Below are 17,466 nucleotides of genomic sequence, written 5' to 3' on the forward strand. Positions count from 1 at the left end.
GCGTCGGGAAGGCCGCAAACTGTCATCGCACAAAGAAGGCGTATGAGCGAAACGAAGTATTTTGACGAAATGCTCAATGCGGATGGATCGATCCGCGAACCCTACCGCATATTGGGTGACTGGCTGGACGGACAGCCCAAGCAAGCACTCAAGCAACTCTCACAAGATGCAGAAACGATTTTCCGCCGTTTGGGCATTACTTTCGCCGTCTACGGTTCAAACGAATCGACCGAACGGCTGATCCCGTTCGACGTCATCCCCCGAGTGATCGCCGCACAGGAATGGCGCCGGCTGGAAAAAGGGATCGAGCAGCGCGTCAAAGCGCTCAACATGTTTTTGTGGGACCTCTATCACGGCCAGGACATCATCCGCGCCGGGCGCGTTCCCGAGAAGCTCATCATACAGAATGAAGCCTTCTGCCCGCAGATGATGGGTCTCAATCCACCCAGGGGGATTTATTCCCATATCATCGGGGTAGATATCGTGCGCACCGGGCCCGACGATTTTTATGTGCTCGAAGACAATCTGCGCACGCCTTCGGGTGTGTCCTACATGCTCGAAGACCGCGAAGCGATGATGCATCTGGTCCCCGACCTCTTCCACAAGCTCAAGGTCGCGCCGGTCGAAAATTACCCCGAGAACCTTCGGCGAACGATGGAAAGCGTTGCCCCGGACAATTGTTCGGGCAATCCCAATCTGGTCGTCCTGACACCGGGCATCTACAATTCAGCCTATTTCGAACACTCGTTCCTTGCCGATCAGATGGGGGCGACACTTTGTGAAGGGCAGGATCTGTTTGTCGATGGGGGCAAGGTGTACATGCGGACCACGCTAGGGCCGCAGCGCGTGGACGTGATCTACCGCCGGATCGATGACGACTACATCGACCCCCTCACATTCAGGGCCGATTCCATGCTTGGTGTTCCCGGGCTGTTCGATGCCTACCGCGCCGGCAATGTGACGCTGATCAACGCGCCGGGCACCGGAATCGCCGATGACAAGGCGGTCTATACCTATGTCCCCCAGATCGTCGAATTCTATCTGGGCGAAAAACCGATCCTCAAGAATGTGCCCACCTACAATTGCACCAATGATGATGAGCGGGCCTATGTGCTCGAAAACCTCGAACATCTGGTGGTCAAGGAAGTGCACGGCTCGGGCGGATACGGCATGCTGGTCGGTCCGGCATCGACAAAAAAGCAGCGGGCTGAATTCTCCGAAAAGATCAGGACCCGGCCGGACAATTACATCGTCCAGCCAACCCTGGCGCTTTCCACCTGCCCGACTTTCGTGAACAAGGGCATCGCGCCGCGCCACGTCGATCTGCGGCCCTACGTCCTGGTGGGTGACCAGATCAGGATTACGCCCGGTGGGCTGACGCGAGTTGCCCTCAAGCAAGGGTCTCTGGTGGTCAATTCCTCGCAAGGGGGTGGCACCAAGGACACCTGGGTGCTCGAAGAATGATGCTTGGACGTTCCGCTGCAAATCTGTTCTGGATGTCGCGCTATGTCGAGCGGGCCGAGAACATGGCCCGGCTGCTCGAAGTCGGCTACCGCATGAGCCTCACCGAACGGAGCGAAGACGGTTCGAGCGAATATCTGCTTTCCATGCTCCAGGCGGCAGAGGCCGAAGAGGCCTTCAAGGAAAAGCACGATACTGTCGACATTGCGAGCGTGGCTCACTTCATGCTGTTCGACACCGACAATCCCTCGTCGGTGAAATCGTGCCTGTTCAATGCGCGAACCAACGCCAAATCGGTGCGCACCGAAATCACCACGGACATGTGGGAGAGTCTGAACGGCACCTGGCTGGAATTTTCGCAAGTCCAGCCGCGCTATGTCCTGGGAAACAAGCTCCCCAGTTTCCTTCAATCGGTCAAGCAGAGCTCGAACCAGTTTCGGGGCGCCCTGCTGGGCACCCTGATGCGCACCGATGGCTTTGTTTTTGCGCAGGCGGGCGGTTTTATCGAGCGCGCTGACAACACCGCGCGGATTCTGGACGTCAAATACTACGTGCTGTTGCCGCGCTCCTCGATGGTGGGCGGCGATGTCGATATCCAGCAATGGACGATGATCCTGCGCGCGGCATCGGCACACAGGGCCTATCGCCACATCTACCATGACCGCTACAAGGCCTGGAATATCGCCGATTTCCTGATCTTCCGGAAGGAAATGCCCCGGTCCCTCGCCTTCTGTTGCACCTCAGTGACGGCCATGCTGGGCATGCTGGAGCAGATCTACGGCGAGCCGTCGGGCTGCCACGATGAAGCGATCAAGATGGCACAGTTTTTGACCGCCGGAGACATGAGCAAGGTTTTCGACCAGGGGTTGCACGAGTATCTCACCGGCTTCATGGCGGCCAACAACCAGCTCACCAACGCGATTTCGGAAAGCTATAATTTCTACTGAAGGAAGCGGGACCATGCGCATATCGATACGCCACGAATTCCGCTTTGCGGCCAGCGAGGGCCTCGCGCATGCCGTTCAACATCTGCTTTTGACACCGATTGAGACCGCCTCGCAATCGATCGTCGAGTGGTCCATCAAAATGGACGGCATCGAGCCCGCTGCAAGGTTTACCGATGCCTTTGGCAACACAGCTCATCTGGTCAGCCAGCATCGTCCTGAAAAAGACCTCTTCATTTCGGTTTCCGGGGTAGCGGAAACCATCGACACCAATGGCGTGATCGGACGGATGGCCGGAGGACCCAATCTATCGCTTTTCAAGCGTTTCACGCCCCAGACACGACCAAATGGCAATCTGGTCAATCGGCTAAAGGCGCATACCAAGGCGGGCATGGGCCGCGTCGAACTGCTGCACTGGCTTATGGGCCGATTGCACGAGGCGCGCGAGACCGCGCCAGAGGACGACGAGGATACGCCCGAGATCGTTGCTGAAGACCACGCGCATGTGTTCGTTGCCGCCGCGCGGGGCATGAACATTCCGGCGCGATTCGTGACCGGCTATGTGCTGGCCGAGGGCGATGGGCCGGCGCGGCTGCATGCCTGGGCAGAGGCCTGGGATGACGGGCTGGGCTGGATCGGGTTCGATCCTTCGGTCAATCTGTGCCCGACCCCCGCCTATGTAAGGATTGCGTGCGGGCTGGATGCGGAAACGACTGCGCCGGTGAGGCTGGCACCGGAATTGGAGCGGCAGGCCGAGGATACGATCCGCGTTTCCCAGGTCATGATGAACCAGCAGCAACAGCAGCAATCAGGCGCCCAGGAGCAGTAGCCAACCGGTGATGGTGAAAACCGAAAGCACCGTCGAGAGCAGGATGGTGTTGGCAGCAACATCCATGGCGCGGTTGTAATAGGTCGCGAAGATATAGACGTTGATGCCGGCAGGCATGGCGGCGAGCAGGACGCCATAACGAGCGATGTGCGGATCCACGCCAAGAACGGGCACCATGATGACCCAGGCGATCGCCGGGTGAACCACCAGTTGCATGGCGCTGGTCATCAGCGCCTGGGCCCAGGTCTCCCCGAGCTTGTATTCGTTGAGAGCGCCGCCGAGACCGAACAGGGCAACCGGCATCACCGTTCCGGCCAGCAAGAGCGTGACTTCGTCGGCGACCCCGGACAACTCGAGCCCGAACAGATTGGCCAGGAGGCCGAGCGCGATGCCGATCAGGATGGGATTGGCCAACGATTTCCTGAGGCCCTGAAACAGCGCCGTGGAAACCTTGCCGCCGTCGCGCCGCGCCAGTTCCATGACGAACATGCCGATGGTCATCAGAAAGGGCGCATGCAGCCCGATGATGGAATAGACGATCGGCATCGCCTCATCGCCATAGGCACGCTGCATGATCGGGATGCCCACCAGAACCGTATTGGTGAACATGGCCGAAAAGCCCACGGCAACCGCTTCGCCGGGCCTGCGCCTGAATATTCTGGCTGCGCCGATGGCGCCCAGCGCGAGAACCGATATCGCTCCCGCATAGAAGGGTCCGATGATCGAAAGATTGAATGCCGAGGAAAAATCAACGTCGATCATTGCCCGGAACAACAGGCAAGGCGTAGCGAAGTTGTTGACGTAGGCGATCAACCCGCCAACCCCGGCGCGCGGATAGAATTTGACCCTGACGGCGAGGTATCCGAGCCCGATCAGGATGAAGACCGGGGCAATGACGTTGAGAACGGAAAGCATGCAGAAGGCTTTGGCAAGGCTGGACAAAACTAAAAGACATGGAATGGCCGGGCGCGTCAATCTTTACGCCCTTGCCGGTTTGGGGCACGGTCGCGGCAAGCGGTGATGGGAGGAGACGCTATGGCGAGCCATATTCTGGCCATCGACCAGGGCACGACGTCAAGTCGGGCGCTGGTCTTCGACAGGGCAATGAAAGTCGTCGGCCACGGACAAAAGGAGTTCGCGCAGCATTTTCCCCAAAGCGGTTGGGTTGAGCATGACCCCGAAGACATCTGGGAATCGGTGGTTTTTTCCATCAGGACAGCACTGAAGCGCGCTGGGCTTTCTGCGGGTGACGTTGCGGCCATCGGGATTACCAACCAGCGGGAAACCACGCTGGTGTGGGACCGCAAATCGGGCAAGCCGATTCACAGAGCCATCGTCTGGCAGGACCGCCGGACCACCGATATCTGCAACCAGCTCAAATCGGCGGGCCAAGAAGCTCTGGTTACCCGAAAAACCGGCTTGCTGCTCGACCCGTATTTTTCAGGCACCAAGGTCAAATGGCTGCTCGACACCATCGAGGGGGCGCGACAGAGGGCCGAAGCAGGGGAATTGGCGTTCGGCACCGTAGATACTTATCTGATCTGGCGCCTGACGGGCGGCGCGGTGCACGCGACCGATGCGACCAATGCCAGTCGTACGCTTTTATTCGACATCGAAAACAATACCTGGGACGACGAATTGCTCGCTCTTTTCGGTGTGCCCGCTTCGATGCTTCCCGAGGTGCGCGATTGCGACGGCGATTTCGGGCAAACCGATGCGTCCGTTCTGGGCGAATCGATACCCATTCGGGGCGTGGCCGGGGACCAGCATGCCGCCGTGATCGGACAGGCCTGCTTTGCACCGGGCATGATCAAATCGACCTATGGGACTGGATGTTTTGCCGTGCTCAATACGGGCGATACACTTGTGCGGTCACACAACCGGCTGTTGTCGACGATCGCGTATCGCCTGGGCGGCAAGACCACCTACGCGCTGGAGGGCTCTATCTTTGTAGCCGGGGCGGCCGTGCAATGGCTGCGCGACGGGCTCAAGATTATCGGCAAGGCATCGGATTCGGGGCGACTGGCCATTGATGCCGACGCAAGACAGAATGTCTATCTGGTGCCCGCCTTTGTCGGTTTGGGCGCACCCTATTGGGATGCCGAAGCGCGCGGGGCCATGTTCGGGCTGACCCGCAATACCGGGCCCGAGGAGTTCGCCAGGGCGGCGCTGGAAGCTGTCTGCTATCAGACGGCCGACCTGCTCGATGCAATGCATAAAGACTGGAATGCACATGGGGCCGCAACCGTGCTGCGGGTCGATGGCGGCATGGTAGAGTCCGACTACACGATGCAGTTTCTCGCCGACATTCTAAACGCGCCGGTAGACCGCCCCCATATGCTCGAAACGACTGTTCTGGGCGCTGCCTGGCTTGCTGGACAGGCGATCGGGGTGTGGCCGGATCAGGAGGAATTTTCAAGGAGCTGGGCGCTCCAATGTCAGTTCGTGCCCGAAATGGGTGACGCCTTGCGCAATGAAAAGCTGGCTGGTTGGCGCGATGCGGTGAGCCGCACTTTGTCCGGGCGATGATCGCGGTCCTTTCGCCTGAAAAAAGAAGACCGAATTGATCCAACTGCTTTCCAAGGGAGGCCAGCTTCGAATAGAGTGCGCCGTGGACCGAGCGGAGGGTGCATTTGTTCGCTAGCCTGATTGAGCCCTATGGCGCGCTGATCGTCGGCGTCGTCATTGTCGGTCTCTTTATAGCGTTTGCCCGGGAGTGGCGCTCGCCGGAGGTGAGTGCAGCCATCGCGGTTTCCGTTCTCATTCTTCTCAATATCGTCTCGGTAGACGATCTGCTCGGTGTGCTTTCCAACAGCGCGCCCGCCACAATAGCGGGCATGTTCGTGATCTCTGCGGCGCTGGTGCGCACCGGAGCGCTGGAGAGTTTCGCGACCTGGGCCACTGCTGGCGCGAAAAAACATCCTTACCGCAGCCTGCTCTCGTTTTTACTGGCCATCGCGGTGATGTCAGCGTTCATGAACAACACGCCGCTGGTGATGATGATGATCCCGGTTGCCGTGGCCATGGCCCGGCAGATGGATACGCCCGCCTCCAAGCTGCTGATCCCGGTTTCGTTTTCGGCCATCCTGGGTGGAACCTGCACGCTTATCGGGACATCGACCAACATATTGGTCGACAGCGTGGCCCAGAGAAGCGGCATGGAGCCGTTCCACATCTTCGAGATGGCGCCGGTGGGCATCGCCGTTGCCGTAGCGGGTATCGCGACGATGCTGCTGGCGCGTGGCCTGCTGCCCGATCGAACCACTGTCTCCTCGATTTCGCTTTCGGAAACGAGCAAGAAATTCGTGCTTGAGGCCGTGATCGAGGACAACTCCCCCCATGTGGGAAAAAAGGCCCGCGAAGTCGCGGCCTTCAACCGCTCCGATCGCCAGCTTATCGACGTTCTGCGAGCAAGTTTTTCGCTGCGCCGGCACATTCAGGACGTGGTCCTGCAGCCAGGTGATGTCGTGGTGCTGCGTACCTCGGTGGCCGAATTGCTGTCGATGAAGGAAGAAGGCGACCTGAACGTGCCCGAATCCGAGCATATGCAGTCGCTCGGCAGCCGCTCTTCCTCGATCGTTGAAGTGTTGATGGGCCCAAGTTCGGGGATTTTGGGCAAGACGCTCAAGCATCTGCGCCTGCGCCGGCGCTATGGCGTTTATCCTTTGGCCCTGCACCGCCGCGGCGCCAATCTGGCGGAGCGGTTTGAAACGGCCCCCATCGAAGTTGGCGATACGCTTTTGATCGAGGGCGCTCCCGAGGATTTGCAGCGCATGGTCGAAGACTATGATCTGGTCAACGTATCGGCGCCTGCCGAGCGCGGCTTCCGCCGGGCCAGGGCGCCCATAGCCATCGGCGTCCTGATCGCGGTCGTTGTGGGCGCGGCATTGGGGCTGATGCCGATTGCCGGGCTTGCCGTCATCGGCGCGGCCACCGTGCTTGCCGCTCGCTGCGTGGAGCCCGACGAGGCCGTGCAGGCCGTCGACTGGAGGATTCTCGGTCTCATCATCGCCATGCTCGGCGTCGGCGTGGGAATGGAAAATGTCGGACTGGTCGAATCCATAGTGGGTTTCATAGCGCCATATCTTGTGGCTCTTTCCCCTTTGTTTGCGCTGGGGGTAGTCTATATCCTTTCCTCGATACTCACCGAAATCGTAACCAACAATGCAGTCGCGGTAATCGTGACGCCCGTGGCGATCGGCCTGGCTGTGAGTTTGGGGGTCGATCCGCGCCCCTTCGTGGTGGCTGTCATGTTTGCTGCGAGCGCCAGCTTTCTCACCCCGATAGGCTATCAGACCAATACCCTTGTCTATAGCGCGGGCGGATACAAATTCTTCGACTTCGTGCGTATCGGGGCGGTGATGAACGTCGTGGTTTTCGTTGTCGCCATGATCATGATTCCCATCGTCTGGCCCTTCTGAGGTTCGGAACCCCCCGGCTCCCGGAGCGTTTCCATCGGGAATTGCCGGGGACCGATACATGGAAGATTTTCTCGCTCTGGGGGGCAATCCCACACATGAGTCATTTGCGGTGCTCGCCGGGCGGTTGCTTGTAGCAGCCGTCCTCGGTGCGCTGATCGGGCTTGAACGCGAAATAAAGAGGCACCCGGCCGGCCTGCGCACCCACATGCTCGTTTCCACGGCAGCGGCCGCGTTCACCATCATGACGTTTGAAATCTATCATGAGATGGTCGATCTGAACGCGGACACCATCGCCCGGCTCGACCCGATCCGCGTCATCGAAGCGGTGACGGCGGGCGTCGCTTTTCTGGCGGCCGGGGCCATTATCCGTTCGGGCACTGACATCAAGGGGCTGACCACGGGCGCCGGGCTGTGGATGGCCGGGGCGATAGGCGTTTCGGCGGGCGCAGGCTTCTTCTCGGTGGCTGCCATGGCGACAGTTCTGGTGCTCATCATCACCATTGCGCTCCGCCAGCTCGAAAAGCGCTTCCTTGAAGACAAGGACCAGACGTAGTCGGGTGAGGGATGCTCGGAACCATGCTCGGGGGCAGCCATTTCCACCTTCTGTTCAAGGAGGATGAAAATGCCAGCCAAATCCAAAGCTCAGCAAAAGGCGGCGGGCGCAGCGCTCTCCGCAAAACGCGGTGAAATACCGAAAAAGGACCTTAAAGGTGCGTCCCGCGATATGGTCGACTCCATGACTGAAAAGGAGCTCGAGGACATTGCCTCGACCAACCGCAAGAAGTTGCCCAACAAGAAGAGCTAAGACGCCGCTCAAGCCGCCCCGCCCCAGAGGCCGTCACCAGGGACGGGGCTTTGCAGATCTGCATCGCTAAAATGCACTTCAAATCCAAGGAATATGCTTCAAGCCGGTTTTACCATGCGGGCGTAGTGTTGTGTGAAATCGGGGGTATGCGCTGGTTCGACTCATATGCACTTCCTACCCGTAGGTGTGCAAACAGCCATGGAGAGCCCAATGCCGACAGCATACTTACTGGCAAAAGACCGCATAGAACAGGCGAGAGCCATGCTTGCCAATGAAGTCTGGTACGATGCAGGAATGGATCATCTGCTTGGCATAGCCGTAGCCAGGCTCGACGAACTCGATGCAGAACTTTCCGACGACACCTCGAAAATTGCGCCAAAATTCTCCGAAGCCTCCCCCCGCGTGCGGCTGATGCCCTGGCTCGACAAACGGTAGCGATTGCGCATCATTGGCGGGAACCAGACGGCTCGCCCGAAATTTGCTAGAAAGCGTGTGTACCGAACCAAGAGTGATTCTTTCCCGGCGCGCGCCCAAACGCTTTCGACAGGGGGTTCCGATCGGCACCGCACCGCACGACACCGTCCTCAACAAGGCTGCCATCCGTTGGAGCCTTTCCAAACTTACCCAGGTGGCAGAAACCCAGGAGGCCTGGACCTACAAGGTCCAGCGTGGCGACAACAGCCACGCGGCACTGCGTATCTACAAGCCCGGCGCCGAAGACCCCGAAAGGGCCGGCAATCTGCTCGAATGGTATCGTGGCGACGGCGCCATACGCCATTTCGGCAGCGCCGAGAACGCCATCCTGACAGAATGGGCGGAAGGCAGGATGCTGTCCGAGCCGGCATTGGACGGCAAGGACGCCCAGGCAACCGCCGCAATTGCCAATCTCGTGGGGATGCTGCATGTCAGCCGCCCCGATGAACCGGACAATCTGGTGCCGCTGCGTGAGTATCTCAGCGATTTCTTTGCAGCCGACGTACGGATATGGCCCGATACCGCGCGCGATCTCTACGCACGCTCCGTGGGCATAGCCTATGCGACGCTCGACAAACCCGCAGCTGAAATTCCGCTGCATGGCGCCGTTCACCACGACCGGATCGTGCTTGCCGAACGAGGCTGGATCGCCCGCTCGCCCATCGGGCTCTGGGGTGACCCCGCCTATGATCTGGCGGCCAGCTTTCTGCATCCCTGGGGCAAGGTTGAGCTGGCGGCAGATCCTGTTCGGATCAACGCCATGGCCGATGCCTTTGCCACCAAGCTCGGCCACAAGCGAAAACGTATCCTTGCATTTGCAGCAATCCATGCGGCCAATTCGGCCTGCCAGGCGCTGGCGGCCGGCGAGTCAATCAACTGGCACCTTGCCGTACTGCCGAACCTGCTGGCGGTATATGATCTGGCGTGAACCGCAACGCCCGTCGGCTTTCCGGTAGCGGACCAAACATTTCGACCGAGATTGGGAGAAGTGGTGCCCAGGGACGGAATTGAACCGCCGACACGCGGATTTTCAATCCGCTGCTCTACCAACTGAGCTACCTGGGCATCCGGTCGGGGCTCTTGCGGGTCCCGTGTTGGTGGCCGGGTTATAGGCAGTCAGGTCCGGACTGTCCAGCACTCCGACGCGAATTTTGTGCGTCGACCGTACTTTTTCCCAAACCTCTTTCCGGACAGTGGAAACCGCGATCGCAGGGGCGCTGATCGCCCAGCGAGAGAATCAGTCCTGGTTCGTTTTTTGGACCTGGTCTGTGTCGTCCTCATCGGCGGAAGAGGTGGTGCCCGGGATCACATAATTGCCCGTGAGCCAACGGTTGAGATCGACGTCGGCGCAGCGGGCCGAACAGAATGGATGGAACTGCTGCACCGATGGCTTGCCGCAGATCGGGCATGGTTTTGGCGTGCGCAGGCGCGTTACATTTGAGGGCATGGCTAGACCCCTGGAAGTGCCGTCGCGTTGAGCCAGTTGAACTGGACGGGATAGCCCTCGGCAGTCAGAAGGCCGACGGTTTCAAACAGCGGCAGCCCTACGACGGCTGAATAGGACCCGCTCAGCTTGACCGCAAAGGCGCCGGCAATGCCCTGAATGGCATAGCCCCCTGCCTTGCCGTTCCACTCGCCGCTGGCCAGATAGGCCTCGATTTCCTTGTTGGAAAGACGCTTGAAGCGGATGCGAGTATCGACCAGCCGTTCGCGGGCCTGGCCGGATGCCGAAATGACGCAAACGCCGGTAAAGACCCGATGCGCGCGGCCCGACAGGAGCCGCAAGCAGCTTGCCGCCTCATCCATGGTTTCCGCCTTGGGCAGAATGCGACGCCCGACCGCCACCACCGTGTCGGCGGCAAGGACCACCGATTCGGACGCCAGCCCGGCCTGGCGCGCCTTGTTGCGCACCTCGACCGCCTTGGCATGGGCGAGGCGCTGGGCAAGGCGGCGCGGGAGCTCGCCTCTCTCAGGGGTTTCGTCCACATGCGCGGGGATCAGGTGGTCGGGCTCGATGCCGATCTGATTGAGGAGCGCGAGCCGACGCGGCGAGGCCGAAGCGAGAATGAATTCGGGGCGTCTGCTGGACACTATCGGCTCACGAGGCAGGTTTACTTGAAGCGGTAGGTGATGCGGCCCTTGGTCAGATCATAAGGCGTCATTTCCACGAGCACCTTGTCGCCGGCCAGAACGCGAATGCGGTTCTTGCGCATGCGCCCGGCTGTGTGGGCTATAATCTCGTGTTCGTTCTCGAGCTTAACGCGAAACGTCGCGTTGGGAAGCAATTCGGTGACAACGCCCGGGAATTCGAGCACTTCTTCCTTTGCCATTCTTTCTCCTGATATTGCCCCATGACTGATCGCGAATGCGGACCGAGGCCTTCCTAAGGCCCGCACTCAACTGCGGGGCGCGATTTGGCGCGCAAACTAAACGCAAACGCAAATAATTGAAAGTCCCTGATTCAGGCGCTTTTTCCGGCCCTGGCCAGCATAGGCTCAAGCGCACCGCGAAGCTTGATATCCATTGTGTCGCGCAACTCGCGATAAGCCCCAAGGATCAATTCACGGCTGGCTTCCATCTCGGACGGATCGGTGGTCGACCAGTGCTCCATGACCGCTGCTTCAAGTCCGCGATCGGCTACCGCCTTTTGAGCGTCGTCGGCCAGAGTGACGATGATGTCGAAATTGGACGCCACCAGTTCGTCCATGGTGTGCGGGGTGTGCACCGACATGTCGATACCAACCTCCTCCATGACCTGATGGACAAAATGATCGACTTTTCCCGAACGCACACCAGCCGAGCGGGCAATGAGGCGCCCCGGAAAATGCTTGCGGGCCAGCGCGGCGGCAATGGGTGAGCGCACCGAATTCATCGAACAAACGAACAGGATCGTCGGCAGCTGGCTTTCCTGCTCGGTCACCCGCGCCGCATAGGGCTGGACAGCACAAATCAGGGTGAAGAGCCGCCGGGCGGTTTCCAGATCCATCACCAGCTTGTTGTCCAACCGCTCGATCAAGAGCTCGGCCGCCTGATTGTGCAGGCCGCGCCGGCCCATATCGACTGCCTCAATCTGGAAGGTGGAGGCCGAGCGGATCGCTTCATAATAGCTTTCGCGGATGCGAAAATAGTCCCTGATCAGACTTCGGAACGGGGTGAGCGAAAGGTAATGCGCGGCAATCGGGTTGAACGTTTCGGGATGGCGGACGTCGAGCACTATGTGGTTGTGGATGATCGACAGGTGCAGCGCATAGGGCCCCCTGGCCGTGACACGCGCGGGATAAAAGCGGTTGGAATCGACAAGATCATAGATGGCGACGCGCCATTCGTGAACTTCGTCGGGATCGACCGAAGTGATCGTTGTGGGGTCGAGCGTAACCGTGACGATCCTGTCGGTCTGGGGATCGAAGGGCCGCTTTTCCATCAGCGATTGAGCCTTATCGACACCGACTTTCCATGGGCCTCAAGCCCTTCTGTTTCGGCCAGGGTTACCGTTGCCTCGGCCAGTTCGGCCAAAGCCCCGGGCGTGCAGCCAAGTATCGACGTGCGCTTCATAAAATCGAGAACGCCAAGCCCGGACGCAAACCGGGCCGAGCGGGCCGTCGGGAGAACGTGATTGGAGCCGCCCACATAATCGCCGATCGATTCCGGCGTGTGATGGCCGACAAAGATCGCGCCGGCGTTGCGGATCCGGTCGATCCAGGGTTCCGGGTCATCGAGGGCAAGTTCGACATGTTCTGAAGCGATGCGGTTGGCCAGCGACATCGCTCGTTCAAGTCTGTCGACCGTGATGATCGCACCGAATTCTTCCCAGCCCTGACGCGCATTGTCAGGCGCTCCAAGGGTGGTCAGTTGCCGTTCGACTTCGGCCTGAACGGCGCGCGCCAAGGCCGGATCTGTGGTGATGAGGATAGATTGCGCCCCTGCCCCGTGCTCGGCCTGCGCGAGAAGATCGGCGGCAACCCACGCCGGATTGGCCGAACCATCGGCGATGATGAGCACTTCGGAGGGACCGGCGATCATATCGATGCCGACCGTGCCGAACACCTGGCGCTTGGCGGCGGCGACATAGGCATTGCCCGGGCCGGTGATCTTGGCGACGGGCGCAATGGTCGCGGTGCCAAAGGCCAGCGCCGCAATCGCCTGCGCACCGCCGACGCGATAGATTTCCGTGACGCCGGCGATCCTGGCCGCCGCGAGAATGGCAGGATTGACAACATCGTTTGGCGTGGGGACCACCATTGCAAGTCTTTCGACCCCTGCCACCTTGGCGGGAATGGCATTCATGAGCACCGAGGACGGATATGACGCCAGCCCGCCCGGCACATAGAGCCCGGCGGCCTCGACTGCCGTCCAGCGGCTGCCCAGCGTGACGCCGATCTCATCGGTATAGATCTGGTCGGCAGGCTTTTGCTTTTCGTGATGGGCGGTGATGCGCCGATGCGCCAGCGTCAGCGCATCGCGGATTTGCGGGGAAACCGCCTGCCAGGCCGCATCGATATCATCCGCGGAGAACCGCATGGTTTGCGGGGTGAGTTCGAGCCCGTCGAACTTTCTGGTGAGTTCGATCAGCGCTTCATCTCCACGGGCGCGCACGTCGGCTATGATCGCCGCGACTGTCTCGCCCACTTCGACCGAAACTTCGCGTTTGGAACCCAGAAGCGTCTCGAAGGCCTGGGCAAAGCCCGGTTCAGCGCTTGAAAGAAGTGCAGTCATGATTGGCTGATCGCGCCCCGGTCAGTCGACGTCGTGCTTGGGCTGGGTCTTGGCCGCCCAAACCCCGCCGAGATCGCGAAGACGCGCTTCGAGACATTCAGCGTCGAGGCGCACCCTGCCACCCCCGGCAAAGGTAAGCAAGACCTGTCCAGCAGGTGCATCGGTTGGCTCGAAGGTCACGGCCAGCAACTCGAGAACGCCGTCCCTGGAATTGAGATCGAACCCTTCGGCGTGTGCGGCGGTCACGTGATCGAAATGAAGACCGGCCCGCTTGCGCTGGCCACGTTTGTCGCCAGCCTCCCAGGCATAGCGGTTCATGAGCAGCACGAAGCGGCGATCCTTTTTGGAATAGCCCATATCGCCCACCCGGACGACGGCGTCTTGAACATGAGCGGAAACGATCTCGAGGTCTTCGCTGTCGAGCGCCAAAAGCTTGAGGTCGGTCATAGTGGCCTTGGGTAGGGGATCGATGGAAGTCATGGCCAACATCTGGGCATTTGCCGCCCAAAGTGCAAGCCTAATATGGCCTCTTGCTTAACCGGCAATCCGTTCGATCTCGGCCCCGCATCGCGAAAGCTTGTTTTCAAGACGCTCGAAACCGCGATCGAGATGATAGATGCGGTTGACCACGGTTTCGCCCCGCGCCGCCAACCCGGCAATAACCAGCGAGACCGAAGCGCGCAAATCGGTCGCCATCACCTGGGCGCCCTTGAGTTCGGGCACTCCAGTTACCGTCGCGGTCTGTCCATCGACGTGGATGTTGGCGCCAAAGCGCGCTAGCTCGGCCACATGCATGAAGCGGTTCTCGAAAATGGTTTCCTTGATGGCCGACACGCCGCTCGAACGCGCCATGAGCGCCATGAACTGGGCCTGCAGATCGGTTGGGAACCCCGGGAACGGATCGGTTTCGACATCGACGGGCATGATGCCGTTGCCGTTGCGCTTGATGCGCAGACCGCCCTCTTGAGGAGTGATTTCCACCCCGGTGCGCACCAGAACGTCGAGTGCCGTCTGGAGCAGCTCGGGCCTTGCGTTGCGCAGAAACACCTCGCCCCCGGTCATTGCCGCCGCAAAGGCATAGGTGCCCGTTTCGATGCGGTCCGGTACCACTTCGTGGATCGCGCCATCGAGCTTTTCGACGCCTTCGATGACCAGCCGCCCGGTGCCGATGCCGGAGATTTTCGCGCCCATGGCGACAAGGCACTCGGCCAGATTGGTCACTTCAGGTTCGAGCGCCGCATTCTCGATCGTTGTCGTCCCTTCCGCGAGGGTCGCCGCCATCATCACCACATGGGTAGCGCCCACGGACACCTTTGGAAAACGAACACTTCCGCCCTTCAACCTGCCGCCCGGCGCCCGCGCCAGCACATAGCCGGCATCGATCTCGATTTCGGCGCCGAGCTGGCGCAAGCCGTCAAGGTAGAAATCCACAGGCCGCGTGCCGATGGCGCAACCGCCGGGGAGCGAAACCTTTGCCTGTCCCTCGCGGGCCAGAAGCGGCCCGATGACCCAAAAACTGGCGCGCATCGTCGATACCAGTTCGTATGGCGCTGTCGTGTCGACGATATCGGAAGCCGTGAACGTTATCCGTTGCCCGCCCATTTCGGTATCGCCCCGACGGCGCCCATGCACCGCAATATCGACCCCGTGATTCTCAAGGATGCGCTCAAGCTGCTTGACGTCCGCAAGGCGCGGCACGTTGACGAGCACCAGCGGCTCCTCGGTCAGAAGTGAGGCGATCATCAGGGGCAGCGCCGCGTTCTTGGCGCCCGAGATGTGGATTTCGCCATTAAGCTCGTTGCCACCCACGATGCGGATGCGGTCCATGCGGCACTCCTTGAACAGGGATTGTAAGCGAATCGGCCCCGAAAGGGCGATGCGAAGTTTGAGACTGTGGTAGCGCAGCCCCGAACAGGCTGCAACAAACGGGAAGGTCAGGGCTCTTTCTTGCCGGTTGGCTGGCGTTTTGAGGTGCCCGTCCCCTCTTTTTGGTCCGATGTAGCAGCCGGCACGGTCCGAGCCTTGGCCTGGGCTTTGCGGCGGCGCAGATTTTCCCTGAGCTTTGCGGCCAATCTTTGGTCGCGATCCGGATTGGACATGAGCTGGCCCCTGGCGGAGATGATCGGTGTTCTAGTGGCAGTTTTTTGCCCTTGCGTCCACAGATGGCCTGTGGCAGTAGAGGCCCGCATCCGGATAGCCCTCGCGCTACCGGCGCCGGCGCTGCTGTAGCTCAGTGGTAGAGCACTCCCTTGGTAAGGGAGAGGCCGACAGTTCAATCCTGTCCAGCAGCACCATTTTCCCCTTGGTTGATATCGGCATAGCCTGTTTCGGGCAACGTTGGCGCTTTGCTGTGCGTTGAGGGGGAAAGGAGAGTGTTCATGGACAGACTGAGTGTGGCCCTCGCTGCCGCGTTTCTGGCTTGCCCGGCCCTTGCCGAGGTGGCGACCCCGGCGGCTCCGGTCGCGGCTGACGTGACTGTGGTTCCCGGCGACGTAGAAGCACCACCGCCCGGGGCGGACGATCTTGATGAACCGGTGCCCGACAATCCCTATTACGATAATCGGTCTACGGCAGCGGCGGTAATTGAATCCCTGTACAACGCCATCAGCCGCCAGGAATATCTGCGAGCCTGGTCCTATTTCGAGCATGAAGACGGCGCCGATGAGCAGGCCGATTTCGAGGCGTTTGCTGCAGGGTATGAAAATACCGACACCGTGCAATTGATCGTTGGCCCGGAGGTCGCCGAAGGTGCCGCCGGGACGATCTATTACACCATTCCCGCTGCCATCGAAGCGACAATGACCGACGGGACAGCGGCCAGTTTTGCGGGATGCTATACTCTCCGGCTCGCACAACCCGGCGTTCAGGCAACCCCGCCTTTCAGACCAATGTCCATCACCGATGGCGAACTCGATCCCGCTCAGGGCAGCCTGGAAGCCATTCTTCCGGGAAGTTGCGAACCGCAATAGCGCCTGCGCGCTGCGATACTGCGACAGTTGAGCAACAGAATGCCGTCCGCGCGCGTCCGGTCGCGACGGGGATATTGAGGCCGCCGGCGATTTGAAGTTGAGTGGCGGCAAATTGTGGGCGGGATTTGGTGATGCGCGTTGCGGTAGCATCGATTGTGGGTGTGTTGGGGTTGGGACTTTCCAGCCCTGCCTCGTCGCAGGGTTTTTCCAGTATCGAGGCGATCAATCGCTGTGACGCCTATGTCGAGAGCGCGATCAAGCCCGACGTCAGCGAGGCCTTCAAGGAGCGCTACAAGATCACCTGCTATTTCGGTCTCATCGACCCTTTGATCCATGAAGATCATGAAGGCGTTTGTCTGCGGACATCGCGGGCCTTCCCGGGCAGGGCCGGCGAGTTGGCCGAACTGATGTGCCGGGGTGCATATCAGAGCTATCTCGAAGAAGCGGGCACTGCGCAGTAGCGGTTTCGGAACCGCGCGAAGGTTGGGATCGTTTAAGACTCCGTGTCCCCTGCATGGAGAATTGCTATGGCCAATCTGACTTTGACGAACGGGTTGGAAAAACCCATCAAGTCCCAGCTTCGCGAGCTGAGGCAACAGTTGAACTCGATTTCCAAGAGCCTTGCCGACCACGGGCTTGACTTCGATGACCTTGCCGACGGGGCAGACGATTTCGTTCATGGCGCTCGCAAGAACGCCCGGCGAACCGTGCGGCATGCCCGCAAGGAAATAGACGTCCTTTCGCGGGCTGCGCATAAGGCTCCAGCGAGCGCGGGCGCCGTGCTTGTGGTGGCTGCCGCCGTGGGGTTCGGGCTGGGCTACCTCCTGCACGTCGCCCAAGACAGCTGATC

At 60.3% G+C, this 17,466-nt stretch carries 20 protein-coding genes and 2 tRNA genes; 13 read left to right on the forward strand and 9 right to left on the reverse strand.

Annotated features, from left to right (window positions below; all coding sequences use genetic code 11):
- The first annotated feature begins 42 nt into the window (after nt 1-42).
- From ACP148_RS12035 to ACP148_RS12045, 3 genes are read left to right on the forward strand one after another with little or no spacing between them, the layout of a single operon-like run.
- On the forward strand, nt 43-1,464 hold the full coding sequence (locus ACP148_RS12035) for a circularly permuted type 2 ATP-grasp protein (RefSeq protein ID WP_421952854.1): 1,422 nt from the start codon (nt 43-45) through the stop codon (nt 1,462-1,464).
- Nucleotides 1,461-2,408, forward strand: a complete 948-nt coding sequence (locus tag ACP148_RS12040; RefSeq protein WP_421952855.1) for an alpha-E domain-containing protein — start codon at nt 1,461-1,463, stop codon at nt 2,406-2,408. Before ACP148_RS12035 ends, ACP148_RS12040 begins: the two co-directional genes overlap by 4 nt.
- Before the next feature lie 13 nt (nt 2,409-2,421).
- Nucleotides 2,422-3,234, forward strand: a complete 813-nt coding sequence (locus ACP148_RS12045; RefSeq protein ID WP_421952856.1) for a transglutaminase family protein — start codon at nt 2,422-2,424, stop codon at nt 3,232-3,234.
- On the opposite strand, the gene ACP148_RS12050 is transcribed toward ACP148_RS12045, so the two are convergent.
- Nucleotides 3,214-4,149 (reverse strand): AEC family transporter, encoded by a 936-nt coding sequence (locus tag ACP148_RS12050; protein ID WP_421952857.1) that lies wholly within the window; start codon nt 4,147-4,149, stop codon nt 3,214-3,216. The two genes, ACP148_RS12045 and ACP148_RS12050, sit on opposite strands and share 21 nt — an antisense overlap.
- Nucleotides 4,150-4,269: 120 nt before the next feature.
- Between ACP148_RS12050 and glpK the strand changes: the two genes are divergently transcribed.
- The 6 genes from glpK (at nt 4,270) to ACP148_RS12080 (ending at nt 9,862) form a co-directional block, all read left to right on the forward strand.
- Nucleotides 4,270-5,763, forward strand: coding sequence for a glycerol kinase GlpK (gene glpK, locus ACP148_RS12055; protein WP_421952858.1), 1,494 nt, complete (start codon nt 4,270-4,272; stop codon nt 5,761-5,763).
- A gap of 98 nt (nt 5,764-5,861) precedes the next feature.
- Complete coding sequence (locus ACP148_RS12060) at nt 5,862-7,655, forward strand: SLC13 family permease (protein ID WP_421952859.1); 1,794 nt, start codon at nt 5,862-5,864, stop codon at nt 7,653-7,655.
- Between the two features lie 58 nt (nt 7,656-7,713).
- On the forward strand, nt 7,714-8,208 hold the full coding sequence (locus ACP148_RS12065) for an MgtC/SapB family protein (protein WP_421952860.1): 495 nt from the start codon (nt 7,714-7,716) through the stop codon (nt 8,206-8,208).
- Between the two features lie 69 nt (nt 8,209-8,277).
- Complete coding sequence (locus ACP148_RS12070) at nt 8,278-8,460, forward strand: DUF3008 family protein (protein ID WP_421952861.1); 183 nt, start codon at nt 8,278-8,280, stop codon at nt 8,458-8,460.
- Between the two features lie 210 nt (nt 8,461-8,670).
- Entirely contained in the window at nt 8,671-8,895 is a 225-nt protein-coding gene (locus tag ACP148_RS12075; RefSeq protein WP_421952862.1) for a hypothetical protein, read from the forward strand.
- A 73-nt stretch (nt 8,896-8,968) separates the two neighbouring features.
- Nucleotides 8,969-9,862: an aminoglycoside phosphotransferase family protein gene (locus tag ACP148_RS12080; RefSeq protein WP_421952863.1), complete on the forward strand. Its 894-nt coding sequence runs from the start codon at nt 8,969-8,971 to the stop codon at nt 9,860-9,862.
- A gap of 61 nt (nt 9,863-9,923) precedes the next feature.
- On the opposite strand, the gene ACP148_RS12085 is transcribed toward ACP148_RS12080, so the two are convergent.
- From ACP148_RS12085 to murA, 8 genes are all read right to left on the reverse strand, one after another.
- Nucleotides 9,924-9,999 (reverse strand) — tRNA-Phe (locus ACP148_RS12085).
- A gap of 172 nt (nt 10,000-10,171) precedes the next feature.
- Complete coding sequence (yacG, locus tag ACP148_RS12090; protein ID WP_421952864.1) at nt 10,172-10,381, reverse strand: DNA gyrase inhibitor YacG; 210 nt, start codon at nt 10,379-10,381, stop codon at nt 10,172-10,174.
- Between the two features lie 2 nt (nt 10,382-10,383).
- Nucleotides 10,384-11,025: a Maf-like protein gene (locus tag ACP148_RS12095; protein ID WP_421952865.1), complete on the reverse strand. Its 642-nt coding sequence runs from the start codon at nt 11,023-11,025 to the stop codon at nt 10,384-10,386.
- A gap of 20 nt (nt 11,026-11,045) precedes the next feature.
- The gene (gene infA, locus ACP148_RS12100) at nt 11,046-11,264 is read right to left on the reverse strand and encodes a translation initiation factor IF-1 (RefSeq protein ID WP_004435948.1); all 219 of its coding nucleotides are present in this window, start codon (nt 11,262-11,264) and stop codon (nt 11,046-11,048) included.
- Nucleotides 11,265-11,395: 131 nt separating this feature from the next.
- Complete coding sequence (locus tag ACP148_RS12105; RefSeq protein WP_421952866.1) at nt 11,396-12,355, reverse strand: UPF0262 family protein; 960 nt, start codon at nt 12,353-12,355, stop codon at nt 11,396-11,398.
- On the reverse strand, nt 12,355-13,647 hold the full coding sequence (hisD, locus tag ACP148_RS12110; RefSeq protein WP_421952867.1) for a histidinol dehydrogenase: 1,293 nt from the start codon (nt 13,645-13,647) through the stop codon (nt 12,355-12,357). Before hisD ends, ACP148_RS12105 begins: the two co-directional genes overlap by 1 nt.
- A gap of 21 nt (nt 13,648-13,668) precedes the next feature.
- Nucleotides 13,669-14,127, reverse strand: a complete 459-nt coding sequence (locus ACP148_RS12115) for a DUF2948 family protein (RefSeq protein WP_421952868.1) — start codon at nt 14,125-14,127, stop codon at nt 13,669-13,671.
- Between the two features lie 54 nt (nt 14,128-14,181).
- A complete protein-coding gene (murA, locus tag ACP148_RS12120; RefSeq protein WP_421952869.1) occupies nt 14,182-15,474 on the reverse strand; it encodes a UDP-N-acetylglucosamine 1-carboxyvinyltransferase in 1,293 nt (430 codons plus the stop codon).
- Between the two features lie 392 nt (nt 15,475-15,866).
- Between murA and ACP148_RS12125 the strand changes: the two genes are divergently transcribed.
- The 4 genes from ACP148_RS12125 (at nt 15,867) to ACP148_RS12140 (ending at nt 17,464) form a co-directional block, all read left to right on the forward strand.
- A tRNA-Thr gene (locus ACP148_RS12125) sits at nt 15,867-15,941 on the forward strand.
- An 84-nt stretch (nt 15,942-16,025) separates the two neighbouring features.
- The gene (locus tag ACP148_RS12130) at nt 16,026-16,616 is read left to right on the forward strand and encodes a hypothetical protein (RefSeq protein ID WP_421952870.1); all 591 of its coding nucleotides are present in this window, start codon (nt 16,026-16,028) and stop codon (nt 16,614-16,616) included.
- 131 nt (nt 16,617-16,747) lie between these two features.
- Entirely contained in the window at nt 16,748-17,077 is a 330-nt protein-coding gene (locus ACP148_RS12135) for a hypothetical protein (RefSeq protein WP_421952871.1), read from the forward strand.
- 66 nt (nt 17,078-17,143) lie between these two features.
- Nucleotides 17,144-17,464, forward strand: coding sequence for a hypothetical protein (locus tag ACP148_RS12140; RefSeq protein WP_421952872.1), 321 nt, complete (start codon nt 17,144-17,146; stop codon nt 17,462-17,464).
- Nucleotides 17,465-17,466: the final 2 nt, after the last annotated feature.

The organism is Pelagibacterium sp. (assembly GCF_965249125.1).
Classification (GTDB): domain Bacteria; phylum Pseudomonadota; class Alphaproteobacteria; order Rhizobiales; family Devosiaceae; genus Pelagibacterium.

Excerpts from the sequence above, each read along its gene's own strand:
- yacG (WP_421952864.1), bottom strand. The coding sequence starts at position 10,381 with ATGCCCTCAAATGTAACGCGCCTGCGCACGCCAAAACCATGCCCGATC.
- murA (WP_421952869.1), bottom strand. The coding sequence starts at position 15,474 with ATGGACCGCATCCGCATCGTGGGTGGCAACGAGCTTAATGGCGAAATC.
- ACP148_RS12075 (WP_421952862.1), top strand. The coding sequence starts at position 8,671 with ATGCCGACAGCATACTTACTGGCAAAAGACCGCATAGAACAGGCGAGA.
- ACP148_RS12130 (WP_421952870.1), top strand. The coding sequence starts at position 16,026 with ATGGACAGACTGAGTGTGGCCCTCGCTGCCGCGTTTCTGGCTTGCCCG.
- ACP148_RS12050 (WP_421952857.1), bottom strand. The coding sequence starts at position 4,149 with ATGCTTTCCGTTCTCAACGTCATTGCCCCGGTCTTCATCCTGATCGGG.
- ACP148_RS12115 (WP_421952868.1), bottom strand. The coding sequence starts at position 14,127 with ATGACTTCCATCGATCCCCTACCCAAGGCCACTATGACCGACCTCAAG.
- infA (WP_004435948.1), bottom strand. The coding sequence starts at position 11,264 with ATGGCAAAGGAAGAAGTGCTCGAATTCCCGGGCGTTGTCACCGAATTG.
- glpK (WP_421952858.1), top strand. The coding sequence starts at position 4,270 with ATGGCGAGCCATATTCTGGCCATCGACCAGGGCACGACGTCAAGTCGG.
- ACP148_RS12140 (WP_421952872.1), top strand. The coding sequence starts at position 17,144 with ATGGCCAATCTGACTTTGACGAACGGGTTGGAAAAACCCATCAAGTCC.
- ACP148_RS12065 (WP_421952860.1), top strand. The coding sequence starts at position 7,714 with ATGGAAGATTTTCTCGCTCTGGGGGGCAATCCCACACATGAGTCATTT.
- ACP148_RS12040 (WP_421952855.1), top strand. The coding sequence starts at position 1,461 with ATGATGCTTGGACGTTCCGCTGCAAATCTGTTCTGGATGTCGCGCTAT.
- ACP148_RS12105 (WP_421952866.1), bottom strand. The coding sequence starts at position 12,355 with ATGGAAAAGCGGCCCTTCGATCCCCAGACCGACAGGATCGTCACGGTT.
- ACP148_RS12070 (WP_421952861.1), top strand. The coding sequence starts at position 8,278 with ATGCCAGCCAAATCCAAAGCTCAGCAAAAGGCGGCGGGCGCAGCGCTC.
- ACP148_RS12035 (WP_421952854.1), top strand. The coding sequence starts at position 43 with ATGAGCGAAACGAAGTATTTTGACGAAATGCTCAATGCGGATGGATCG.
- ACP148_RS12045 (WP_421952856.1), top strand. The coding sequence starts at position 2,422 with ATGCGCATATCGATACGCCACGAATTCCGCTTTGCGGCCAGCGAGGGC.
- ACP148_RS12135 (WP_421952871.1), top strand. The coding sequence starts at position 16,748 with ATGCGCGTTGCGGTAGCATCGATTGTGGGTGTGTTGGGGTTGGGACTT.
- hisD (WP_421952867.1), bottom strand. The coding sequence starts at position 13,647 with ATGACTGCACTTCTTTCAAGCGCTGAACCGGGCTTTGCCCAGGCCTTC.